This window comes from Bradyrhizobium sp. Mp19 (assembly GCF_029952935.1).
Taxonomy (GTDB): Bacteria; Pseudomonadota; Alphaproteobacteria; order Rhizobiales; family Xanthobacteraceae; genus Bradyrhizobium; species Bradyrhizobium elkanii.
Window position 1 is genome coordinate 70,129 of the sequence record NZ_JASAUT010000035.1, and the last position, 17,334, is coordinate 87,462.

General features: G+C 65.4%; 12 protein-coding genes and 1 riboswitch. Of the genes, 3 read left to right on the plus strand and 9 right to left on the minus strand.

Annotated elements, in window-relative coordinates:
• Position 1 precedes the first annotated feature (1 nt).
• Together QJT82_RS30435 and QJT82_RS30440 are read right to left on the minus strand one after the other, a co-directional pair.
• The gene (locus tag QJT82_RS30435) at positions 2–1,213 is read right to left on the minus strand and encodes a type II secretion system F family protein (protein WP_028340295.1); all 1,212 of its coding nucleotides are present in this window, start codon (positions 1,211–1,213) and stop codon (positions 2–4) included.
• 4 nt (positions 1,214–1,217) lie between these two features.
• Positions 1,218–2,894 carry a GspE/PulE family protein gene (locus QJT82_RS30440; protein WP_028340294.1) on the minus strand — a complete coding sequence of 559 codons (1,677 nt, stop codon included), beginning with the start codon at positions 2,892–2,894 and terminating at the stop codon, positions 1,218–1,220.
• Between the two features lie 336 nt (positions 2,895–3,230).
• On the opposite strand from QJT82_RS30440, the gene gspD reads away from it, so the two are divergent.
• A complete protein-coding gene (gspD, locus tag QJT82_RS30445; protein ID WP_196238148.1) occupies positions 3,231–5,618 on the plus strand; it encodes a type II secretion system secretin GspD in 2,388 nt (795 codons plus the stop codon).
• Positions 5,619–5,694: 76 nt separating this feature from the next.
• Complete coding sequence (locus QJT82_RS30450) at positions 5,695–6,168, plus strand: tetratricopeptide repeat protein (protein WP_028340292.1); 474 nt, start codon at positions 5,695–5,697, stop codon at positions 6,166–6,168.
• A gap of 7 nt (positions 6,169–6,175) precedes the next feature.
• On the opposite strand, the gene QJT82_RS30455 is transcribed toward QJT82_RS30450, so the two are convergent.
• The 6 genes from QJT82_RS30455 to QJT82_RS30480 form a co-directional block, all read right to left on the minus strand.
• Positions 6,176–7,675 (minus strand): peptidase, encoded by a 1,500-nt coding sequence (locus QJT82_RS30455; protein ID WP_028340291.1) that lies wholly within the window; start codon positions 7,673–7,675, stop codon positions 6,176–6,178.
• A gap of 2 nt (positions 7,676–7,677) precedes the next feature.
• The gene (locus QJT82_RS30460; protein WP_028340290.1) at positions 7,678–9,960 is read right to left on the minus strand and encodes a TonB-dependent receptor; all 2,283 of its coding nucleotides are present in this window, start codon (positions 9,958–9,960) and stop codon (positions 7,678–7,680) included.
• A gap of 105 nt (positions 9,961–10,065) precedes the next feature.
• Positions 10,066–10,262: riboswitch (cobalamin riboswitch) on the minus strand.
• Between the two features lie 290 nt (positions 10,263–10,552).
• The gene (locus QJT82_RS30465) at positions 10,553–11,530 is read right to left on the minus strand and encodes a GTP-binding protein (protein ID WP_035631449.1); all 978 of its coding nucleotides are present in this window, start codon (positions 11,528–11,530) and stop codon (positions 10,553–10,555) included.
• Positions 11,478–12,968, minus strand: coding sequence for an amidohydrolase family protein (locus QJT82_RS30470; protein ID WP_028340288.1), 1,491 nt, complete (start codon positions 12,966–12,968; stop codon positions 11,478–11,480). The genes QJT82_RS30465 and QJT82_RS30470 overlap by 53 nt, the downstream gene beginning before the upstream one ends.
• 153 nt (positions 12,969–13,121) lie before the next feature.
• On the minus strand, positions 13,122–13,514 hold the full coding sequence (locus QJT82_RS30475; protein ID WP_245288690.1) for a hypothetical protein: 393 nt from the start codon (positions 13,512–13,514) through the stop codon (positions 13,122–13,124).
• A gap of 152 nt (positions 13,515–13,666) precedes the next feature.
• The gene (locus QJT82_RS30480) at positions 13,667–15,523 is read right to left on the minus strand and encodes an ABC transporter ATP-binding protein/permease (protein ID WP_028340286.1); all 1,857 of its coding nucleotides are present in this window, start codon (positions 15,521–15,523) and stop codon (positions 13,667–13,669) included.
• Positions 15,524–15,717: 194 nt separating this feature from the next.
• Between QJT82_RS30480 and rpmE the strand changes: the two genes are divergently transcribed.
• Positions 15,718–15,945 (plus strand): 50S ribosomal protein L31, encoded by a 228-nt coding sequence (gene rpmE, locus QJT82_RS30485; RefSeq protein WP_016845230.1) that lies wholly within the window; start codon positions 15,718–15,720, stop codon positions 15,943–15,945.
• Between the two features lie 756 nt (positions 15,946–16,701).
• Here rpmE and QJT82_RS30490 read toward each other — a convergent pair.
• Complete coding sequence (locus QJT82_RS30490) at positions 16,702–17,181, minus strand: hypothetical protein (protein ID WP_028340285.1); 480 nt, start codon at positions 17,179–17,181, stop codon at positions 16,702–16,704.
• Between the last annotated feature and the right edge of the window lie 153 nt (positions 17,182–17,334).

Consider the following 17,334-nt stretch of genomic DNA (forward strand, 5'->3'; position numbering starts at 1 on the left):
TCTAACCGACAAGCTGCGTGACCGAGAGCAGCGCCGTCATGACCGACACGATCAACCCACCCACGACGGTGCTGATCGTGATGATCGCCAGCGGACCGACGATGCCGACGACGCGGTCCAGGCTGCGCTGCAATTTTGCTTCGTAGAATTCCGCGACCCGCCCGGCCAGCACCGGCAGCTGCCCGGTCTCTTCACCGAGCCGCAGCATGCGGACCGCCATCGGCGGCAGGCTGTCCGCCACGGCGAGTGCTTCCGATAATTTGCCGCCGTGACGGACGCGGTCGGCGGCGGCGGTCCAGTTCGCCTCGCTTCCGGTCACTGACATGATGTCGACCAGGATGCGCAACGCCGCGGTGAGGTTGACGCCGCTGCCGAGCAGGACGCCGAGATTGCGGCAGAACAGGCTGGCGCGATAGAACTGGAAGGCGCTACTGATGCCCGGCACGCGCGAGATCGCATTGACCAGCGCGGCGCGCACGCGCGCCTGCCGCAGCAGCCACCACGCGAGCGCAATCGTCGCCGCACTGATCAGGCTTGCCGCGGTGGCGTTGGCGCGCAGGAAATCCGACACCGCGATGAAGCTGGCGAGTGCCGTGTCCGACTTGCCGCCGAAATCGCCGAGCACGGTCGAGAATTGCGGCAGCACGAACAGCAGGAAGAACAGCATCACGCCGGACGCCGCGACCAGCACGAAGGCCGGATACTGCATGGCGTCGGTCAGCTTGCGCCGCATCTGTTCGGAACGCGCGCGCTCGGTCCCCAGCATCTCCAGCACCGAATCGAGCGTGCCGGAGATTTCGCCGACCCGGACCAGCGCGATATACATCGGCTGGAACAGGGTTGGATGATCGGCGACCGCATCGGCAAAGCTCTCGCCGGTAAGCAGCGCGGCGCGAATTTTCGCCACCACCGGACGCATCCGGCCAACATCGGCGTCGCCGGACAAAAGCTCCAAGGCATCGTCGAGCCGCGCGCCGGCCTTGAGCAGCAGCGCGAGATCGCGCGTGAAGGTGGTGACCTCGGCCGCGCTCGGCCCGCCGAACAGGCTGCGGCCGCCGGCGGCGCCGGATGCGCGCTTGTCCTCAGTGGTCTCGATCGGCAGCAGCTTGAGATATTCGATCCGCCGCGCCACCTCGGCCGCGGTCGGGGCGGAGATCGTGCCGTTCACGATCTCGCCGGCCTGGGTCAGAGCGCGATAGCGATAATTCGGCACGTCGTCACCGCACCGTTGCGACGCGGAGGATCTCGGCGGGCGAGGTCAATCCGGCGCGGCATTTCGCGACCCCATCGTCGAGCATCGTGGTCATGCCCGCCCGGATCGCCATCGTATCGATCTTCAGCCCGTCGGTTCGCTCCCCGATCAGTTCGCGCAGTTCATTGGACAGTTCGAGCAGTTCGAACACGCCGAGGCGGCCGCGATAGCCGGTTCCGCCACAGCGCTCGCAACCGCATGGCTCCTGAATGATCTCGCCGGCCTTGAAGCCGAGCGCGGCGAGCCGGGGATCCTCGGTGAAATCCGCTGTTGCCAGCGGCCGCGCCGTCTTGCAGCGCTCGCAGAGTTGCCGGACCAGACGCTGTGCAATCACGCCGCGCAGCACCGAACGCAGCAGATAGCCTTCGACCCCGAGGTCGAGCAAACGCGGCACCGCGGCAGCCGCCGTCTCGGTGTGCAGTGTCGTCAGCACCAGATGCCCGGTCAGCGCCGCATGCACCGCGACATGCGCGGTCTCGGAGTCGCGGATTTCACCGACCATGATCACGTCGGGGTCCTGGCGAACGAACGACCGCAGGGCGGTGGCGAAGGTCAGGCCGATCGCGGGCTTGATCTGGGACTGGTTGACGCCGGGGAGCTCGTATTCGACCGGATCCTCGATGGTCAGGATCTTGCGGCTCGGCTCGTTGAGGATCGACAGGATCGTCGCCAGCGTCGTGGTCTTGCCGCTGCCGGTCGGTCCCGTGATCACGACCATGCCGTGCGGCAGCTTCAAGAGCCGCCGCAGCTTGGCTTCGTCGGGCTCCGAGAACCCGAGCTTTTCGACCACCAGCAGGCCGCGATCCTTGGGCAGGATGCGGATGACACAGGATTCGCCGTGTTGCGTCGGCATGATCGCGACGCGGATATCGATGTCGGTGCGACCGGCCCGCAGCCGCGCCGCGCCGTCCTGCGGCAGGCGGCGCTCGGCGATATTGAGGTTGGCGATGATCTTGATGCGGGAGACCACCGCCTGTGGCAGCACGCCCGACAGCGCGGCGACCGGCCGGAGCAGACCGTCGATCCGCAAGCGCACCATCAGGCCGGCGGAAAACGGCTCGATATGGATGTCGCTGGCGCGAAGCTCGACCGCCTTCTCGATGAGATCGTTGACCGCGCGCACCACCGGCGCGCCGCTGGCGAGATCGCGCAGGCTCTCGATGTCGTCTTCCCGGGGCAATGCCGCCGCGCTGTCGGCGGCCTCGGCCTCCTCGGCACTGGAAGAGTTGTTCAGCACGATGGCGACGTCCTCCGACGAAGCCACTTTCACATCGATATCAGCGCCGAGCACGATCTGTGCGGCCCGCAGCGTCGCCTGATCGGTCGGATCGACGACCGCGAGCACCGTGGTCCCGTCGGCCGCCCGGCACGGATAGACCATGGTCTCGCGCAGGAAGCGCGGCGAGAACGACCCGACCAGCGGCTCGGCCGAGGTCATGTCCTGGAGCGTCAGGCGGGGAAGCGCAAAGAAGCGCGCGGCTTCGTCGGCGAATTCGGCCGGGGAGAGGCTGGTGACCTCCCACAGCTTCAATTGCCTGACGTCGGCGCCCTGCCCGGTCCGCTCAGCCGGCCCCTCGATCGGCGCCAGGTGATTGTTCTGACGTAGATAATCCACGAACCGAACGGACAGGTCGTTGGCCATTCTCGATATCCCGCCACACTATCCCGGATCAGTTCGTGCCAAGTGCCGCTGCGTGCCGTCGTGTTCGGCTCCCGGCAATTGTGCGGTTATCGATCCGAAGTGTGACAGCTGTGCGAAGTCACATCATTCGTCCCGCTCAAGAAACTTTGAGGGTGGCATCGCGGACACAAGCAGCGCGCCGGCTGCACTATTTAGGTGCGATGCGATGGGCAGGTCGCGAACGACAATCATGTAACCAATTTATTTCTGTCATGTTCGATCGCTAAGAGTCCCTCCGGGGTAGGACCGATCGTCGCAAGCAATCGAAATTTCAGTTAGTCAAAGCGAAGGGCCTTCATGCAACGCGTAGGCACAGTGGGCCGCTGCCCGACGATCCGTGGCGGCCTCGCAGCCATTTTTGCCTTGACGTCACTGGGGTTGTTGGCGTCCTGCAATTCCGCGACGGTCGGCGAGAGCGTGGACGCATCCCAACTCGACGTCACCGACAAGGTGCGCTCGCTGGATCTGGCGCAGCGCCAGCCGCAACCGGTGAACGCACAGGCGGCGACGGGCGGCAGCCAGAGCGGCAGCGTCCGCGCGGCGATTTATGACGGAAGCGAAGTCACGGCCGTCGCCGACGCGCGGCCGCAGCCGGCATCCAACGGCAACGGCTTCGATCTGAATTTCGAGAGCACGCCGGTGGCGACCGTCGCCAAGGTCGTGCTCGGCGACATCCTGCATGTCGGCTACACCATCGACCCGCGCGTGCAGGGCACGGTCAGCCTGGTCTCGGTTCGTCCGGTGCCGAAGTCCGACATGGTCTTCGTGCTTGAAAACGCACTCCGCCTGAGCGGCGTCGTGCTGCTCAAGGATACGGCGGGCTATCGCCTGACGCCGCTCGGCGACGCCGTCGGCGGCGGCCGCGTCGATGCCGCGGCGGCCAATCCCGAACCCGGATTCGGCATCTCGGTGGTCCCCCTGCAATATGTGTCGGCGCAGACCCTCATGAAGCTGACCGACAGCTTCGCCACCAGGGCGGGCGCGATCCGCGCCGACACGACGCGCAATCTGCTGCTGATCCAGGGCACCGGCGCCGAGCGCCGCACCGCGGTCGATACCGTACTTAGTTTCGACGTCGACTGGATGCGCGGCCAATCCGTCGGCATCTTCCCGATCTCGAGCGGCTCGCCCGCGCCTGTCATTGCCGAACTGGAGAAGATCGTCGATTCCGGCGAGAACGGCCTCAGCCAGAACGTCATCAAGTTCATGCCGATCGCGCGCCTGAACGCGGTGCTGGTGGTGACCAAGAAGCCCGACATGCTGCACACGGCCGCGACCTGGATCAAGCGCCTCGACCGCAACGACACGGCGCGCACTTCGGTCCATGTCTACCGCGTCAAATACGGCGATGCGCGCCAGATCGCGCGGGTCCTGACCGACATGTTCCTTGGCGGATCGTCCGGCAACCTGCTTGACAGTGCCGACAGCCAGCTCGCGCCCGGCTCCGGTACCTCGTCGACCTCAAGCGTCGCCGACCGTCTGTCGCTCAACAACAACAACGGCTCGAATTCAGGCATGAGCGGCTTCGCATCCCGCGGCACGTCGGGGACAGGCGCAACAGGCCAGGGCCTGGGCCAGGGATTCGGCGCCGGCGGACAAGCGAACAATCCCAACAATCCGGGCCAGGGCAACAATGCCGCGCTGGATGCCGGACGCGGTGCCGGCGGCGGCAACGGCCAGCCCGTCATGCAGGACGTCCGGATCACGCCCGATACCGTCAACAACAATCTGCTGATCTATGCCGACCAGGCCAACTACCGCATCATCGAGGCGACGCTGCTGCAGATCGACGAGCCGCAGCTCCAGGTCGCGATCGACGCGACGATCGCCGAGGTCACGCTCAACAACACCCTGTCCTATGGCGTGCAGACCTATCTCACCAGCCAGAACCTCGGCCTGAAGCCGAACACCGGCTCGATCCTCGGCACCCAGGCCACTTCCGCGCCCGCGACCACCACGGACGCGACCACCGGCGCGGTCTCGGTCGCGGGATCGCTCACCAATGCCTTCATCAACCAGAGCTTCCCGGGCTTCAACTTCCTGATCGGAAATGCGACGCAGCCGAGCCTGATCCTGGATGCGCTGCATGCCGTCACCAGCGTCAAGGTGCTGTCCAATCCCTCGCTGGTCGTGATCAACAACCAGGTCGCGACGCTGCAGGTCGGCGACGTCGTCCCGGTCTCGACCGGCAGCGCGACGGTGCTGACCACGAGCAACACGGTGGTCAACACCATCGACTATCGCAACACCGGCATCATCCTGAAGGTCTCGCCACGCGTCAGCGTGAACGGCACCGTGCGGCTCGATGTCGAGCAGGAGATCAGCAACGTTCCCCAAAGCAGCGGCAGCACGGTCAACCTGACGCCGACGGTGTCGGAACGGCGGGTCAAGAGCCAGATCTCGGTCGCCAACGGTCAGACCGTGCTGCTGGCCGGCCTGATCAGCGAGCAGCAGAGCGGCGCCCGCAATGCGCTTCCCGTGCTCGACCAGATTCCGGGCCTCGGTGACGCCTTCGGGCATCAGAGCAACGGCACCCAGCGTACCGAGCTGATCATCTTCATCCGCCCGCAGATCATCCGCAACGGTTCCGACGCCCAGACCGTGGCCGAGGAGCTTCGATCGAAATTGCGCGGCAGCATCGCCACGACATCGACCAATGCACCGATCACCACCAGCTATCACTGAGCCGGGCGGCAGGATGCGCCGCGTTCTCGCACGACGGACGCGTCTCTCGGCTTCGCTTGCGGTCGTGGTTTGGGCGATGACCGCCTCTGTCGCGAGCGCCGACAGCGTCGCGCGCGGATCGGCCGCCTTCCATCGCGGCGACTATGTCCGGGCGGCTCGGGAGCTCGCGCCGGCCGCCGAGCGCGGTAATGCACGCGCGCTCGGCATGCTCGGCTTCTTGTATGAGCACGGCTTCGGCGTGCCGCAGGCCTACGCAGCCGCCGCCGACTGCTACTATCGCGGCGCCGTGCAGGGCGACCCGTTCGCGCAAGCCCAGCTCGGCCTGATGTACGACAAGGGTCACGGCGTTCCGACAGATTTCGTGCTGGCCTACAAATGGCTCAATCTGGCCGCGGCCCGCTCGAACGGGCGGCAGCGCGATGCTTATCTCCGGTTCCGCGATGCGGTCGCATCCAAGCTCTCGACCTATGAAATCATTGCCGGTCAGCGGTTCGCACTGGAATGGGCCCCCGATCGGCCAGCGCCGGACGTGCACCTGACCGTCAAGTAATCGCGGCTTACGAGGGCGTGCGCTCGAGGCTCGCGGAGACGCGCCTGCCTCGTACCTTCCGCCGCCGCAACCGGCGCCAGCCGATCACGATCCCGCTGATCGAGATAATCGTGCCAGCCGCCGATAGCAGCCACACCACGACATCGCGCGCCGGCGAGATGCGTAGCAGCAGCGGGAAGTCGAGGCTGTGCAGCGCGTTGAACAGCCAGCGGTAGGACCGGCGGCTGTCGTCGCTGCGGTCGAGGATCTCGCCGGTGACGGGAGAGACGTGCAGCCAGGTGTGGGCGGGATCGTCGAAGCCGATCCGCAAGACGGGAAGCTCGCGCGCCTGGTGCAGCGTGTACCAGTAGGCGTCGGGTTCATCGAGCTGCCGCGCTGATGTCATCGCAGCGCCGGGCATTGCGTGTCGAGCGGCAGCGATGATCTCGTCGCGCGAGAGGGTCATCTGCGCACCGGTCACAAGATCGGCGATGCTGCGGCCGCCATTACCGTCGTCGAGCAACATCACCCCGTGTCCGCCGATCCAGACGAAGCGCGCCTCCACCGCCGGCATCGATGGCGACGACTGGAAGCCGGCGACGATGTCGGGCGTGTCGTGGCCGCTGTAGCCGATCGTAATCTCGCGGGTGATGCCGCGAGCGGAGAACGCGCCACCGGGATTGAGCGACAGCCAGCCGCTGAACATCCAGGTCAAGACGCAGATGCCGCCGATCAGGCCGGCGATGTGATGCCAGGCCATCCAGCCGCGATAGGGCGAGACGGCGCCGCTCGCATGGCGGCGCGTCAGCCGCAGGCGCAAAATGCCGATCCAGAAGCCGGTGACCGCGACCACAAGACAGACCCCCGAGATCCAAAGCACCACGTCTCGCCACAGCGGGCCGTCCTTGCGCAGGACGGTCGGATAGATCCAGTGCGGGATCGAACCAAGCCAGTTCCAGATGCGCTCGCGACGCGTGGTGTCGAGCGCGATCTCGCCGGTGCGCGAGGAGACGTAGAGTTCGGTGCCATCGGCGTCGCCGAGGCCGATCAGATAGAGCGGCCGCAACGGATCGAAGCGCGCGGTCACCGACCATTGGTCGCGCGTCACGGTGTCGAGCAGTTGGGGTTGCACCGCGCGCGGATGATGGCGCGCGATGGCCAGCGCCTGGTCCGGCGTGATGCGGTCGATCTCGCTGCCGTCGGTCGCCGAAATCGTGATCGTCCCTCCCTTCCAGCCGGTCACCCGATAGACGGGCGTGTCGTCCATCATCGCGAGCCGCAGGTCACGCGGATAACGCTCCACGCCCGCGATCGCCATCGCGCGATCGGGTGTGACCCGCACCTTGCTCCAGAGGACGACAGGAAGCGCGGCGAGGCGCTCGCTGTCGGTGAGGCGCGGAAAGGCCACGTACATCATGACGAGGCCGGAGATGAACCACATCGCGAAGAGGAGACACGTCGCAATGCCGATCCAGCGATGGACGACATAGAGCCATCGCCGCCCGCGCCGGATCAGAGCGTTGCGCATGGTCAAAACTTCACGTTGACGGACAATTCGGCGGTGCGCGGCATGCCGAGCAGCCACTGCCCGGTGCCGTTCGAGGTCACCGCGTAAACCTTGTCGAACAGATTGTAGAGGCGGAACGCGACCGTGGTGCGGTCATCCGGCTTCCATCTGATGCCGCCATTGACCACATTGTAGCCCGGCCGCAACTGGGTGTTGGCGAGATCGGAGTACATCGCACCGACGATCTGCACGCCGCCATAGACCGACCAGTTGGGCGCGAAATCCCACGTCAGCCAGACGTTCGAGACCTGCTGCGGCACGTTGACCGGGACATTGCCGTTGAAGCTGACGATCTTGCCGCCGACCACCTGGCTGTTGTTGTCGTATCTGGCGCGCAGCAGCGCAAGATTGGCGTCGACCCGCCAGCCGTCGCTCAGGGCGAGCCCGATCGATCCTTCGACCCCGCGCGATGATTGCTGGCCGATCTGCAATGCCAGGCCTCCGGTGGGATTGCCGGGATCGGGAATCGTGAGCCCGGTCTTGACGATCTCGTAGGCAGCCAGCGTCCACTCGCCGTGGCCGCCCCAGAACGCCTGCTTGACCCCGATCTCGGTCTGCTCGCCGGTCGCAAGCTGGAAGGTTTTTTGCGAGACGGGCAGCGAGATCAGGTTGCTGACCGGATCGACGCCGACCGCGTACTGGCCATAGAACGCGAGGTTCTTGATCGGCTCGTAAACGAGGCCGGCGCGCCAGCTGGTCCCCGATAGCTTCGTCTCAAAACTGTTTGCCGGCGTCTTGTAGTCGGTGCGCTCCACCTCGGGGCGATCATACCTGACCCCGGTGACCAGCGACAATTGATCGGTCAGCGAGAGCCGATCCTCGGCGAACAGCGCGTATTGATCGACGATCGCGTTGAAGCCCGGCGTGGTCGCCGTCGTCGTCGCGAAGAACGATCCCGGATCGAACACGTATGGATTGACCGACGACGCACCGCCAAAGGGCGAATTGTTGGTATGGGTGAAGTCGATCCGGTTGACGTCGAACCCGGCGACGAACTGGTTCGCAAGTCCGAACACGTGACCGCTGAAGGTCGTATCCATCCGGTTGCCGAGCTGCTTCTGGTCGTGGAAGATTTCGATATAGCTCGTGCGATCGATCAGTTGGGTCTTCGGATTCCAGGTGTAGTTCTCGATGTCGCGCCAGTGCCGCTCGCTGGTCAGATAATACAGCGTGTTGTTGACCTTGATGCCGTCGGCGACGTCCCACTCGGTCTTGAACCGGGTCCAGCTGTCCTGATAGCGGATCGCGCTATCCAATGCGTTGTAGTTCTTGAAGCGCAGCGCGTCCTGGATCGAGCCGTTGATCAGCGGCGTGCCGAAATAGCGTGACGGGCTGCGGTCGCCGTAGTCCTCCGACAGCGTGAAGGCGAGATTGTCCGACGCCTGCACCCGCACGGCGGCGGAGACCACCGCATTCGAGGTCTTGTCGCGATCGACCCAGCCGTCCGACATGTTGCCGGTGGCGTTGACGCGGTACGACACATTGGGATTGATCGGACCGGTGCTGTCCACCGAGAGCCGCCGGGTCATGTTGCTGTCGAGCGAGACCTCGGCCTCGTTATAGGGCGTGCTCTGCGGTTTCTTCGGGATCACATTGATGACGCCGCCGATCGCGCCTTCGCCGTAAAGCACCGAGGCCGGGCCGCGCAGCACTTCGATACGTTGAGTCGACCAGGTGTCGTAGGGAAACGTCAGCGTGCCGGAGCCGATATAGAAGCGCGTGCCGTCGTACAGCGTCATCACCGAGTTGCTGCCGGCAAAGCCGCGGGTGCTGAACGACAGGCCGCCATTGCCGGGCGCCGGCGTTGCGATGAAGCCGGCCGCGTCCTGGGTGACGGCATCGACCACATTATGCTGGCCGCGCTCAGCGATGGTCTGCGCCGTGATGATCTCGACGCTGGCCGGCGTCTGCAGCGGCGTCAGATTGAGCCGGCTGCCGGTGCCGCCCTGCGTGGTGGCATTGAGCGTCGGCGATACCGCCCCCGATGCGCCTGACGCCGCGGCGCGCGGCGTGTTGCCGGCTGGTGCGGCCGTCGCGGGCCTTGGCCGTGGCCGCGCCGCGGCGGCCATGTCACGGCTGCGCACCGCAGGCTTCGGCCTTGCCGCAGCGGAAGGCGCGACCTCGATCGGATCGAGCCTGGTTGGTGGAAGTGTCTGTGCCGAGCCTTCGGCCGGCAACAGCAGCGATGACAGGGAGCAGACGAGACCGAGGCGCCATTTGCGCGCAACGGGAAAGGACGGAGACATGAAAGGACTCGCGGTAACGTGGCACGTCACCGCGAACGCGGACTGGCGCATTGCCCAAAAGGCAGTGCTCCGATCCCACCAGGACGCCCCCGCCCGATGTGCTCGCGTGTGACCACGACTGACGGCAGGTCTCCTGGCTCACGGGTCATCGCCTGTCGACGCCTTCCCGGGCCTGATAGCCCAGTGGCAAATTGACGAAAGGCTCGCCGTTTACAGTTGCGGGGACAGCTGCGGCATTGGGGTTACCCTCGCACCGCATTCCCTTTTGATCCCCGAAGGGAACCGTCGGCAAAAACGATAGGTGGTGCCGGCAAGGCTGTCAATTCGATGCGATCGTCCCACACATGCTTTGCGAAATGCTGCGGCGGCGATGACACAGCGGCATCTGCGGCTGACGCGGAGACTTCTTGTCCCGTCATCCCCGCGCTGTCGTCCTGGCGAAAGCCAGGACCCATAACCACCGAATTCGATAGAGAGCGCGATAGTGGCCCCAGCGTCGCACAACAATAGGCGGTTGGGGTAATGGGTCCTGGCTTTCGCCAGGACGACGCTGAATACATTCACATTCTCTCAGGATGACGGGACATTTGCGTCACTCGACGCAGCCTTCCATGATCGCATCAATCTCCGCCCGCGACAGAACACCCATCTCGGCGATGAACACGATTCGCGTGCGCGGCACGCCGGGCGACGGCACGCCGCCCGCAGCCAAGGTCGCGCGGCCGCCGGCGAGTTGAAACACGGTCAGCCGCCCGGGCTGTTCCACCGTCTCGAACAATCCCTTCGCCCGCGCCAGCTTCGGCGCCAGCCTGCCGATCGCCTGCTGCAGGCGCAGCAGCACGACGGGCCGCTCCGAGGTCCAGCTCAGCGTCTCGAAGCGATCGGACGCCGGCCGTCGCGGCGCGGTCTCGCGCGGCGCCGACACATGATCGAGATCCGCCGGAAACAGCAGCGCGGCCGGCACCTCGCCATGCAACGCATCGACCACCACGGCTGCCGGACGCGCCGCGCGCACGGCGTCGCGGATCGCGGCGCACGCAGCGGCGTCAGTCAGATCGACCTTGCTCAGCGCCACCACATCCGCCGCCCGCAGCTGCGAGCGCAGCAGCGCGTCGTTCAGCATCGCCGCAGGCTGCGTCGCGTCGACCACGCACAGCACGGTCTCGAGCGGCGCCTCCTTCCAGATCACGGGATCCATCAGGTTGCGCACGATGTCGGCGGGATCGGCGATCCCGCTGGTCTCGATCACGATGAATTCGGGACGCGGATCACGCCGCAGCAGCGTGGCGAGCGTGCGCAGCAGGTCGCCCTCCAGCGTGCAGCAGATGCAGCCATTGCTCAGGTTGACCACGCCGTCGCTGGCGCCCGCGATCAGCTCCGCGTCGATATTGATCGCCCCGAAATCGTTGACCACGGCGGCGATGCGCCGCCCTTGCGCATGCGCCAGCAGATGGTTGACGATCGTGGTCTTGCCCGCCCCGAGGAAGCCCGCGACCAGCAGGATCGGGACCGGCACCTCAGCCTCCGGTGACGGGCCGGCGCACTGGCCGGCCGGGACGCGCCGCGACATCGAGCACACCATCGCTGATCAGCGGCTGGCCGCTGACCACGAGATGCCGCACGCCCTCCGCCGGACGATTCATCGCGGAGAAGGTCGCGCGATCGCTCAGCGTCTCGAAGTCGAACACCACGACATCGGCGTCGGCGCCGACCTGCAGCCGGCCCTTGGCCCGCATCGCCGGCGTGCTCGCCGACAGGATCTCGGCCGGGATCAGCGCACATTTGCGGATGCCCTCGAGCAGCGACACCTTCTTGCGCTCGCGCACCCATTCGCGGATGAAGCGGGTGAAGCAGCCCGCCGAACGCGGATGCGAGGTGGCATCGTCGGGCAGTGGCCAGGCGTCGCCGCTATAGGGGCGGCCGTCCGACAGCGTCCACGGCATCGCGTCGGAGGCGATCGCGCCGCCCGGATACAGCACCGCCATGTCGAGCAGATCGCGATGATGCGCGTTGTTCTCGATGTCGAGCACGTGCCACAGCACCAAGGTCGAGGGCTCTTCGGCCTGTGCCGCCAGCAGCTCCTCGCGGCTGCCGAAACGGTGACCGTCGGTCACGCGCTGCACCGAATCGTAACCGAGGCCGTTGCGCTCCTCGAATTTCGGATCGCTGAAGAAGGTCGCCGCCAGCACGGTCGAGCCGGTGCCGTAGGGATAGGCCTCCACCGTGATCGGCAGGCCCTGCGCCTGCGCTTTCGCGATCAACGCAACACAGCGTTCGATATCCGTCTTGCTCGACGAGTTGAAGTGACAGATGTGCATATGCGCGCCGGTGGCGCCGGCATAGCCGATCAGGCGGATATAGGCCTCCGCTGCGCTTTCGGGATCGATCCGCGACATGTAGGCGACGTGGGTGAAGGTCGGCACCGCATGCGTGGCCGCGAGCTGGCACACCGCGGTCAATTCCTGCACGCCGGCGCCCGGCGCATAGGCGTTGAGAATGCCGATGCCGATACCGCCCTCGTTCAGGCCGATGGCGAGGCGGTCGAGGATGCCGCCGACCTCGCCTTCGGTCGCGACGTTTTCGATCCAGCGGCGATCGCGCATCGCGGCGCCAAACGATTCCAGCGAGCTTTCCGAATTCGAACCGGTCATCGCACCGATGCGCGCGAAGGCCCAGTTGGCGGCGGCGCCGTAGTTCAGCACCCTGCCCTTCTCGGCCTGGCGCTTGTACCAGGACGCGACCGGCAGCACGCCGGCCTCCAGGTCGAGCGAGGTCGTCACCCCGTCGAAGGCTTGCATGCGGTCGGCCGGAATGGTCTGGCCATGCGCGTGCAGATCAATGAAACCCGGCGCCACCACGAGCCCGGTCGCGTCGATCCGCCGCTCGGCGCCGCCGAGGCCGGTGCCGACCGCGGCGATCTTGCCGTCGACCACAGCCACATCGCCGATCGCGTCCATCCCGCTGGCCGGATCCACCACCCGGCCGCCGCTGATCACCAAGCCAACCATCTCGCCACTCCCCGCATTCCGAAACCGACCGGTCTCCTGTCGAGCACAGAGAAGCGCATCGCACTGATCGCAGCAAGCCGGCCAGGGTTGTGGCGACATGCTGTAACGGAATATCCGCCGCGCCGTGATGGCGATTGCAGAGTGAGGCCCTTCCTACGTTCCGCTTGCACGCCGCGGCGCCAGCCCGCGCCAGAGATCGGGGCCGGGCTTCACGCGGCTCGCCACGAGTTTCGGCGGCGTGCGGTCCTTGGCGATCGCCGCCTCGACCGCGCGCTTGAGCCTGACATTATCGATCTGCGCCAGGAAGCGCCGGATGACGGCCTCCTGATCCGCGCTTTGACCGGAGATCGCCGCGCACAGCTCCGCGGTCGTCCTGCGGAAGAAGTGGAAAGCGTCATCGGCCGCGCCGCCCAGCCGGTCGACCTCGCCGGCCACACCGAGCGCGTGCATCCGATCGTCGTCGTCAAGCGTCACTGCGAAGCGCAGCACGGCAAGCTGCCAGGCACAAAGCAGCTTGCTCTCCGGTTCAGTCGCATTCTCGCGCATCAGTCGAACACCCCGCGCGCCCGACTTCCTTCGGCTGTCGAGGGAGATCAGGCGCGGCGCGACTATCCTTGCGCGGGAATAGGTTTTCGAGGGGAGCGCGCGCCCGATCGCATAGGAATCGCATAGGCGAAGCGCGCCGAGGCCCAATTCGCTCAAATCCCCTCGAACTGCAGCCTGGCCAGCCGGGCGTAGAGGCCGCCCGCGGCGACCAGCTCGGCGTGGGTGCCCTGCTCGACGATCCTGCTTTGGTCCATCACCAGGATGCGGTCGCAGGACAAGACGGTCGCCAACCGATGCGCGATCACCAGCGTGGTGCGATGGCGCATCAATTCCTCCAGTGCGGTCTGCACCAGCGTCTCGCTCTCGGCATCGAGCGCCGAGGTCGCCTCGTCGAGCAGCAGCAGTGGCGCATCGCGCAGGATCGCGCGCGCGATCGCGATGCGCTGGCGCTGGCCGCCGGACAGCGTCACGCCGCGCTCGCCAAGCTGGGCGTCGAAGCCTTCGGGCAGGCGGCGCAGGAATTCAGTGGCATGGGCGAGATCAGCGGCGCGCTCGACCTCGGCGTCGGAAGCATCGGGACGGCCGAACCGGATGTTCTCGCGGGCGCTTGCGGCGAACACCACGGAATCCTGCGGCACCAGCGCGATGCGCGCACGCACCTCGGCCGGTTCGGCCTGCCGGATCGGCACACCGTCGAGCGAGATCGTGCCGGACGTCGGATCGTAGAAGCGCAGCAGCAGATGGAACAGCGTGCTCTTGCCGGCGCCGGATGGACCGACGATCGCGACCTTCTCGCCTGATCGTACCGAGAGCGACACGCCGTCGACCGCCAGCGCGTTGGGCCGGGTCGGATAGGCGAAGCTGACATTGTCGAAGCCGACATCGCCGCGCGCCGGCTGCGGCAGCGCGCGCGGCGTAGCGGGCGCCGCGATCTGCGGCCTGACGCGCAAGATCTCGAACAGCCGCTCGGCGGCGCCCGATGCGGCCGAGACCTCACCCCAGACCTCGCTGAGCTGGCCGAGGCCGCTCGCGGCGAACGCCGTGTAGAGAATGAACTGGCCGAGCCGGCCTGGACTGATGGTTCCGACCAGCACGTCGTGCGAGCCGACCCAGAGGATCACGACGACGCTGGCGAACACGATGAAGATGACGATCAGCGTCAGCACCGCGCGCGCCTTGGTCGAGCTGCGCGCGGCTTGATAGGCCTGCTCGACCTCGCCGGCAAAACGCGTCCTGGCGAGCCGCTCGCCGGTATAGGCCTGCACGGTGCGGATCGCATTGACCAGCTCCGAGGCATAGGCGCTGGCATCGGCCAGCGTATCCTGGGCGGTGCGCGACAGCCGCCGCACCCAGCGGCCGAACGCCACCAGCGGAATCACGATGATCGGAATCGCGAGCAACACGAAGCCGGACAGCCGCGGGCTGGTGATCACCATCATCGTGGCGGCACCGAAGAACAGCATCAGATTGCGCAGCGCGATCGATACCGACGCGCCGACCGCGGACTTGATCTGGGTGGTGTCGGCGGTGAGCCGCGACACCAATTCGCCGCTCCGTGCGGAATCGAAGAACGACGGCGACAGCGAAATCAGATGCGCGAACACGTCGCGCCGGAGATCGGCGACGATGCGCTCGCCGATCGTCATCACGAGGTAATAGCGCGAGGCGCTGGCACAGGCGAGCACCGCGACGACCGCGATCATCACGCTGAAATAGCTGTTGATCATCGCGATGCCTTCGGGCGTGAAGCCCATGTCGATCATCCGCCGCACCGCGACCGGCACGATCAGCGTGGTGATCGCGGCGATCGTCAGCGAGATCAGCGCGAGGATCGCCCGGCCCTTGTAGCGCGCCACATAGGGCGCGAGCGCAAGCAACGGCCGCAACCGGGCGCGGCTCTTCGCCGGCTCCGTGATCTGGCTCTCGATGAAGGCTTCCTCATCGAGCAACGCGTCGCGCGGGGGCTGCGGGGCGCCGCGCGGGGTCTCAAGCTGTTCGGCTACGCTCATCAATCTAGACCGGTTCTATCGCCCTCCACATAGGCCCGCCGACCCCCGGCTGGCAAATCCGGTAAAGTCCCAATCCGGTGATGGGCTTAGGCCCTTTCTTGGCTTGTTTTGGCGGGCTCCATGGGTTATAGACCCGCGCAAATCCCGTATTCCAGACATCGTGAGACGGGCGCCGGCGCGCCGAAGGAACTGTCATGAAAGCCGATATTCATCCGAATTATCATACGATTAAGGTCGTCATGACCGACGGCACCGAGTACCTGACCCGCTCGACCTGGGGCAAGGAAGGCGACACGCTGAACCTCGACATCGACCCCAAGTCGCACCCGGCCTGGACCGGCGGCACCCAGCAGCTGATGGACCGCGGCGGCCGCGTCTCGCGCTTCCAGAAGAAGTTTTCGGGCTTCCTCAAGAAGGACTAAAGTCCGCTTCGCAATCGCCCCGGCGATCACACGCAAAACGCCCCCGTCTCGGGGGCGTTTTTGTTTTTGGCGCTGGTGCAGATCGGCGGGCTGAACGAGCCTGCGATCCTCCCGATGCGTCGTCCTGGCGAAAGCCGAGACCCATAACCACCGACTTGTGTTGTTGGAGGAACAGGCGGCCCCAGCATGGCGAGGCAATTCGCATTAGGGGTAATGGGTCCTGGCTTTCGCCAGGACGACAGCGAATGTATCGCACGGCCTCCATCCACAATCGTCGTCCCTGCGAAAGCAGGGACCCATAACCACAGGGTTGTGTTGCTGAAGAAAGGCTGTGGCCACGGCGTCGCGCAACATTGAGCATTCGTGGTTATGGGTCCCGGCTCCAGGCCGGGACGACACCGAATGTGTTGCGCGGCCAGTGGGTCGTAATTCCAAATTCTCGCGACATGATCTGTCCGAGCTTTGCTCTTCGTTTCGCCGCTCCGAAAGCAGAGGGCGCAGGGAAAGCCGGGTGCCGATCGCACCCATGGGTCCCGCGCAATAAACAACGCGAGAGGTAGGACCAGCGTTGAATGTCGCCTTTGGTCAATAGCCGCCCTTGGCGCAATGGAAGAAAGTCGCATACATCTTCGCTCTATTTCCGTTAGCCCGCGGTAACAACGCTCGACCGGCGAGACGGATAAGGCCGCCATTCTAGCGAGCGAAATAGCCGTCGCTCGGATTTGGGTAAGCGACGGCAAATTCTCGCTGCTCGTGTTACTTCAGCTTGTACGTACCAGTTTGATGATTGCAGCTCTGAAACGTTCCGTCCTTGATGACCGGAAAGGACCCCAGTGGTTCGACTGTGCCTGCCATGACCATGCCTTCGTATTTCCCAGTTCCTGCGAGGTTCGTCCTGGTTGTCTTTCCATCGCCGGTCGAAAAATATGAGAGCCGCTTGTCGCCGTCCACATCGATTGACTCGCAAACGTTGGACCCCGTGATCTTCCCGTCAAGTGATGCATTCATCCCGACGCAGCGGAAAGTGCTTTTGTCAAACATGCCCCCGGGAGGATTGCTGCGGACGGTGCCCGTCAACTCAAAACTCGATCCGGTATGGGTCTTGGAGAAGGTGATCGTGTTATTAACGCCTGACCAACAGGCGATGTAGTCGTAGCTGCCCTCCTTGGGAAGCTCAGCCGCAAATCCAGAAAATGGAGAACCAACGATGAGTAAGGCTAATGCATACCTGTGCATGGCATTCCCCTCCTGAAATCGTTTTAAATGTCAGCCCCGTTAGTCAGTTATTCCGCATTGGATCGACTACTTTGATCTAGGGTCCAGACTCAATTGAGCCAATATGCGACGAGAGCGGCGAGATGAACAGCGGCCAAAAAATTACGGGCGAGC

Excerpts from the sequence above, each read along its gene's own strand:
- rpmE (WP_016845230.1), top strand. The coding sequence starts at position 15,718 with ATGAAAGCCGATATTCATCCGAATTATCATACGATTAAGGTCGTCATG.
- QJT82_RS30490 (WP_028340285.1), bottom strand. The coding sequence starts at position 17,181 with ATGCACAGGTATGCATTAGCCTTACTCATCGTTGGTTCTCCATTTTCT.
- QJT82_RS30460 (WP_028340290.1), bottom strand. The coding sequence starts at position 9,960 with ATGTCTCCGTCCTTTCCCGTTGCGCGCAAATGGCGCCTCGGTCTCGTC.
- QJT82_RS30455 (WP_028340291.1), bottom strand. The coding sequence starts at position 7,675 with ATGCGCAACGCTCTGATCCGGCGCGGGCGGCGATGGCTCTATGTCGTC.
- QJT82_RS30450 (WP_028340292.1), top strand. The coding sequence starts at position 5,695 with ATGACCGCCTCTGTCGCGAGCGCCGACAGCGTCGCGCGCGGATCGGCC.
- QJT82_RS30480 (WP_028340286.1), bottom strand. The coding sequence starts at position 15,523 with ATGAGCGTAGCCGAACAGCTTGAGACCCCGCGCGGCGCCCCGCAGCCC.
- QJT82_RS30440 (WP_028340294.1), bottom strand. The coding sequence starts at position 2,894 with ATGGCCAACGACCTGTCCGTTCGGTTCGTGGATTATCTACGTCAGAAC.
- QJT82_RS30465 (WP_035631449.1), bottom strand. The coding sequence starts at position 11,530 with ATGTCGCGGCGCGTCCCGGCCGGCCAGTGCGCCGGCCCGTCACCGGAG.
- gspD (WP_196238148.1), top strand. The coding sequence starts at position 3,231 with ATGCAACGCGTAGGCACAGTGGGCCGCTGCCCGACGATCCGTGGCGGC.
- QJT82_RS30475 (WP_245288690.1), bottom strand. The coding sequence starts at position 13,514 with ATGCGCGAGAATGCGACTGAACCGGAGAGCAAGCTGCTTTGTGCCTGG.
- QJT82_RS30470 (WP_028340288.1), bottom strand. The coding sequence starts at position 12,968 with ATGGTTGGCTTGGTGATCAGCGGCGGCCGGGTGGTGGATCCGGCCAGC.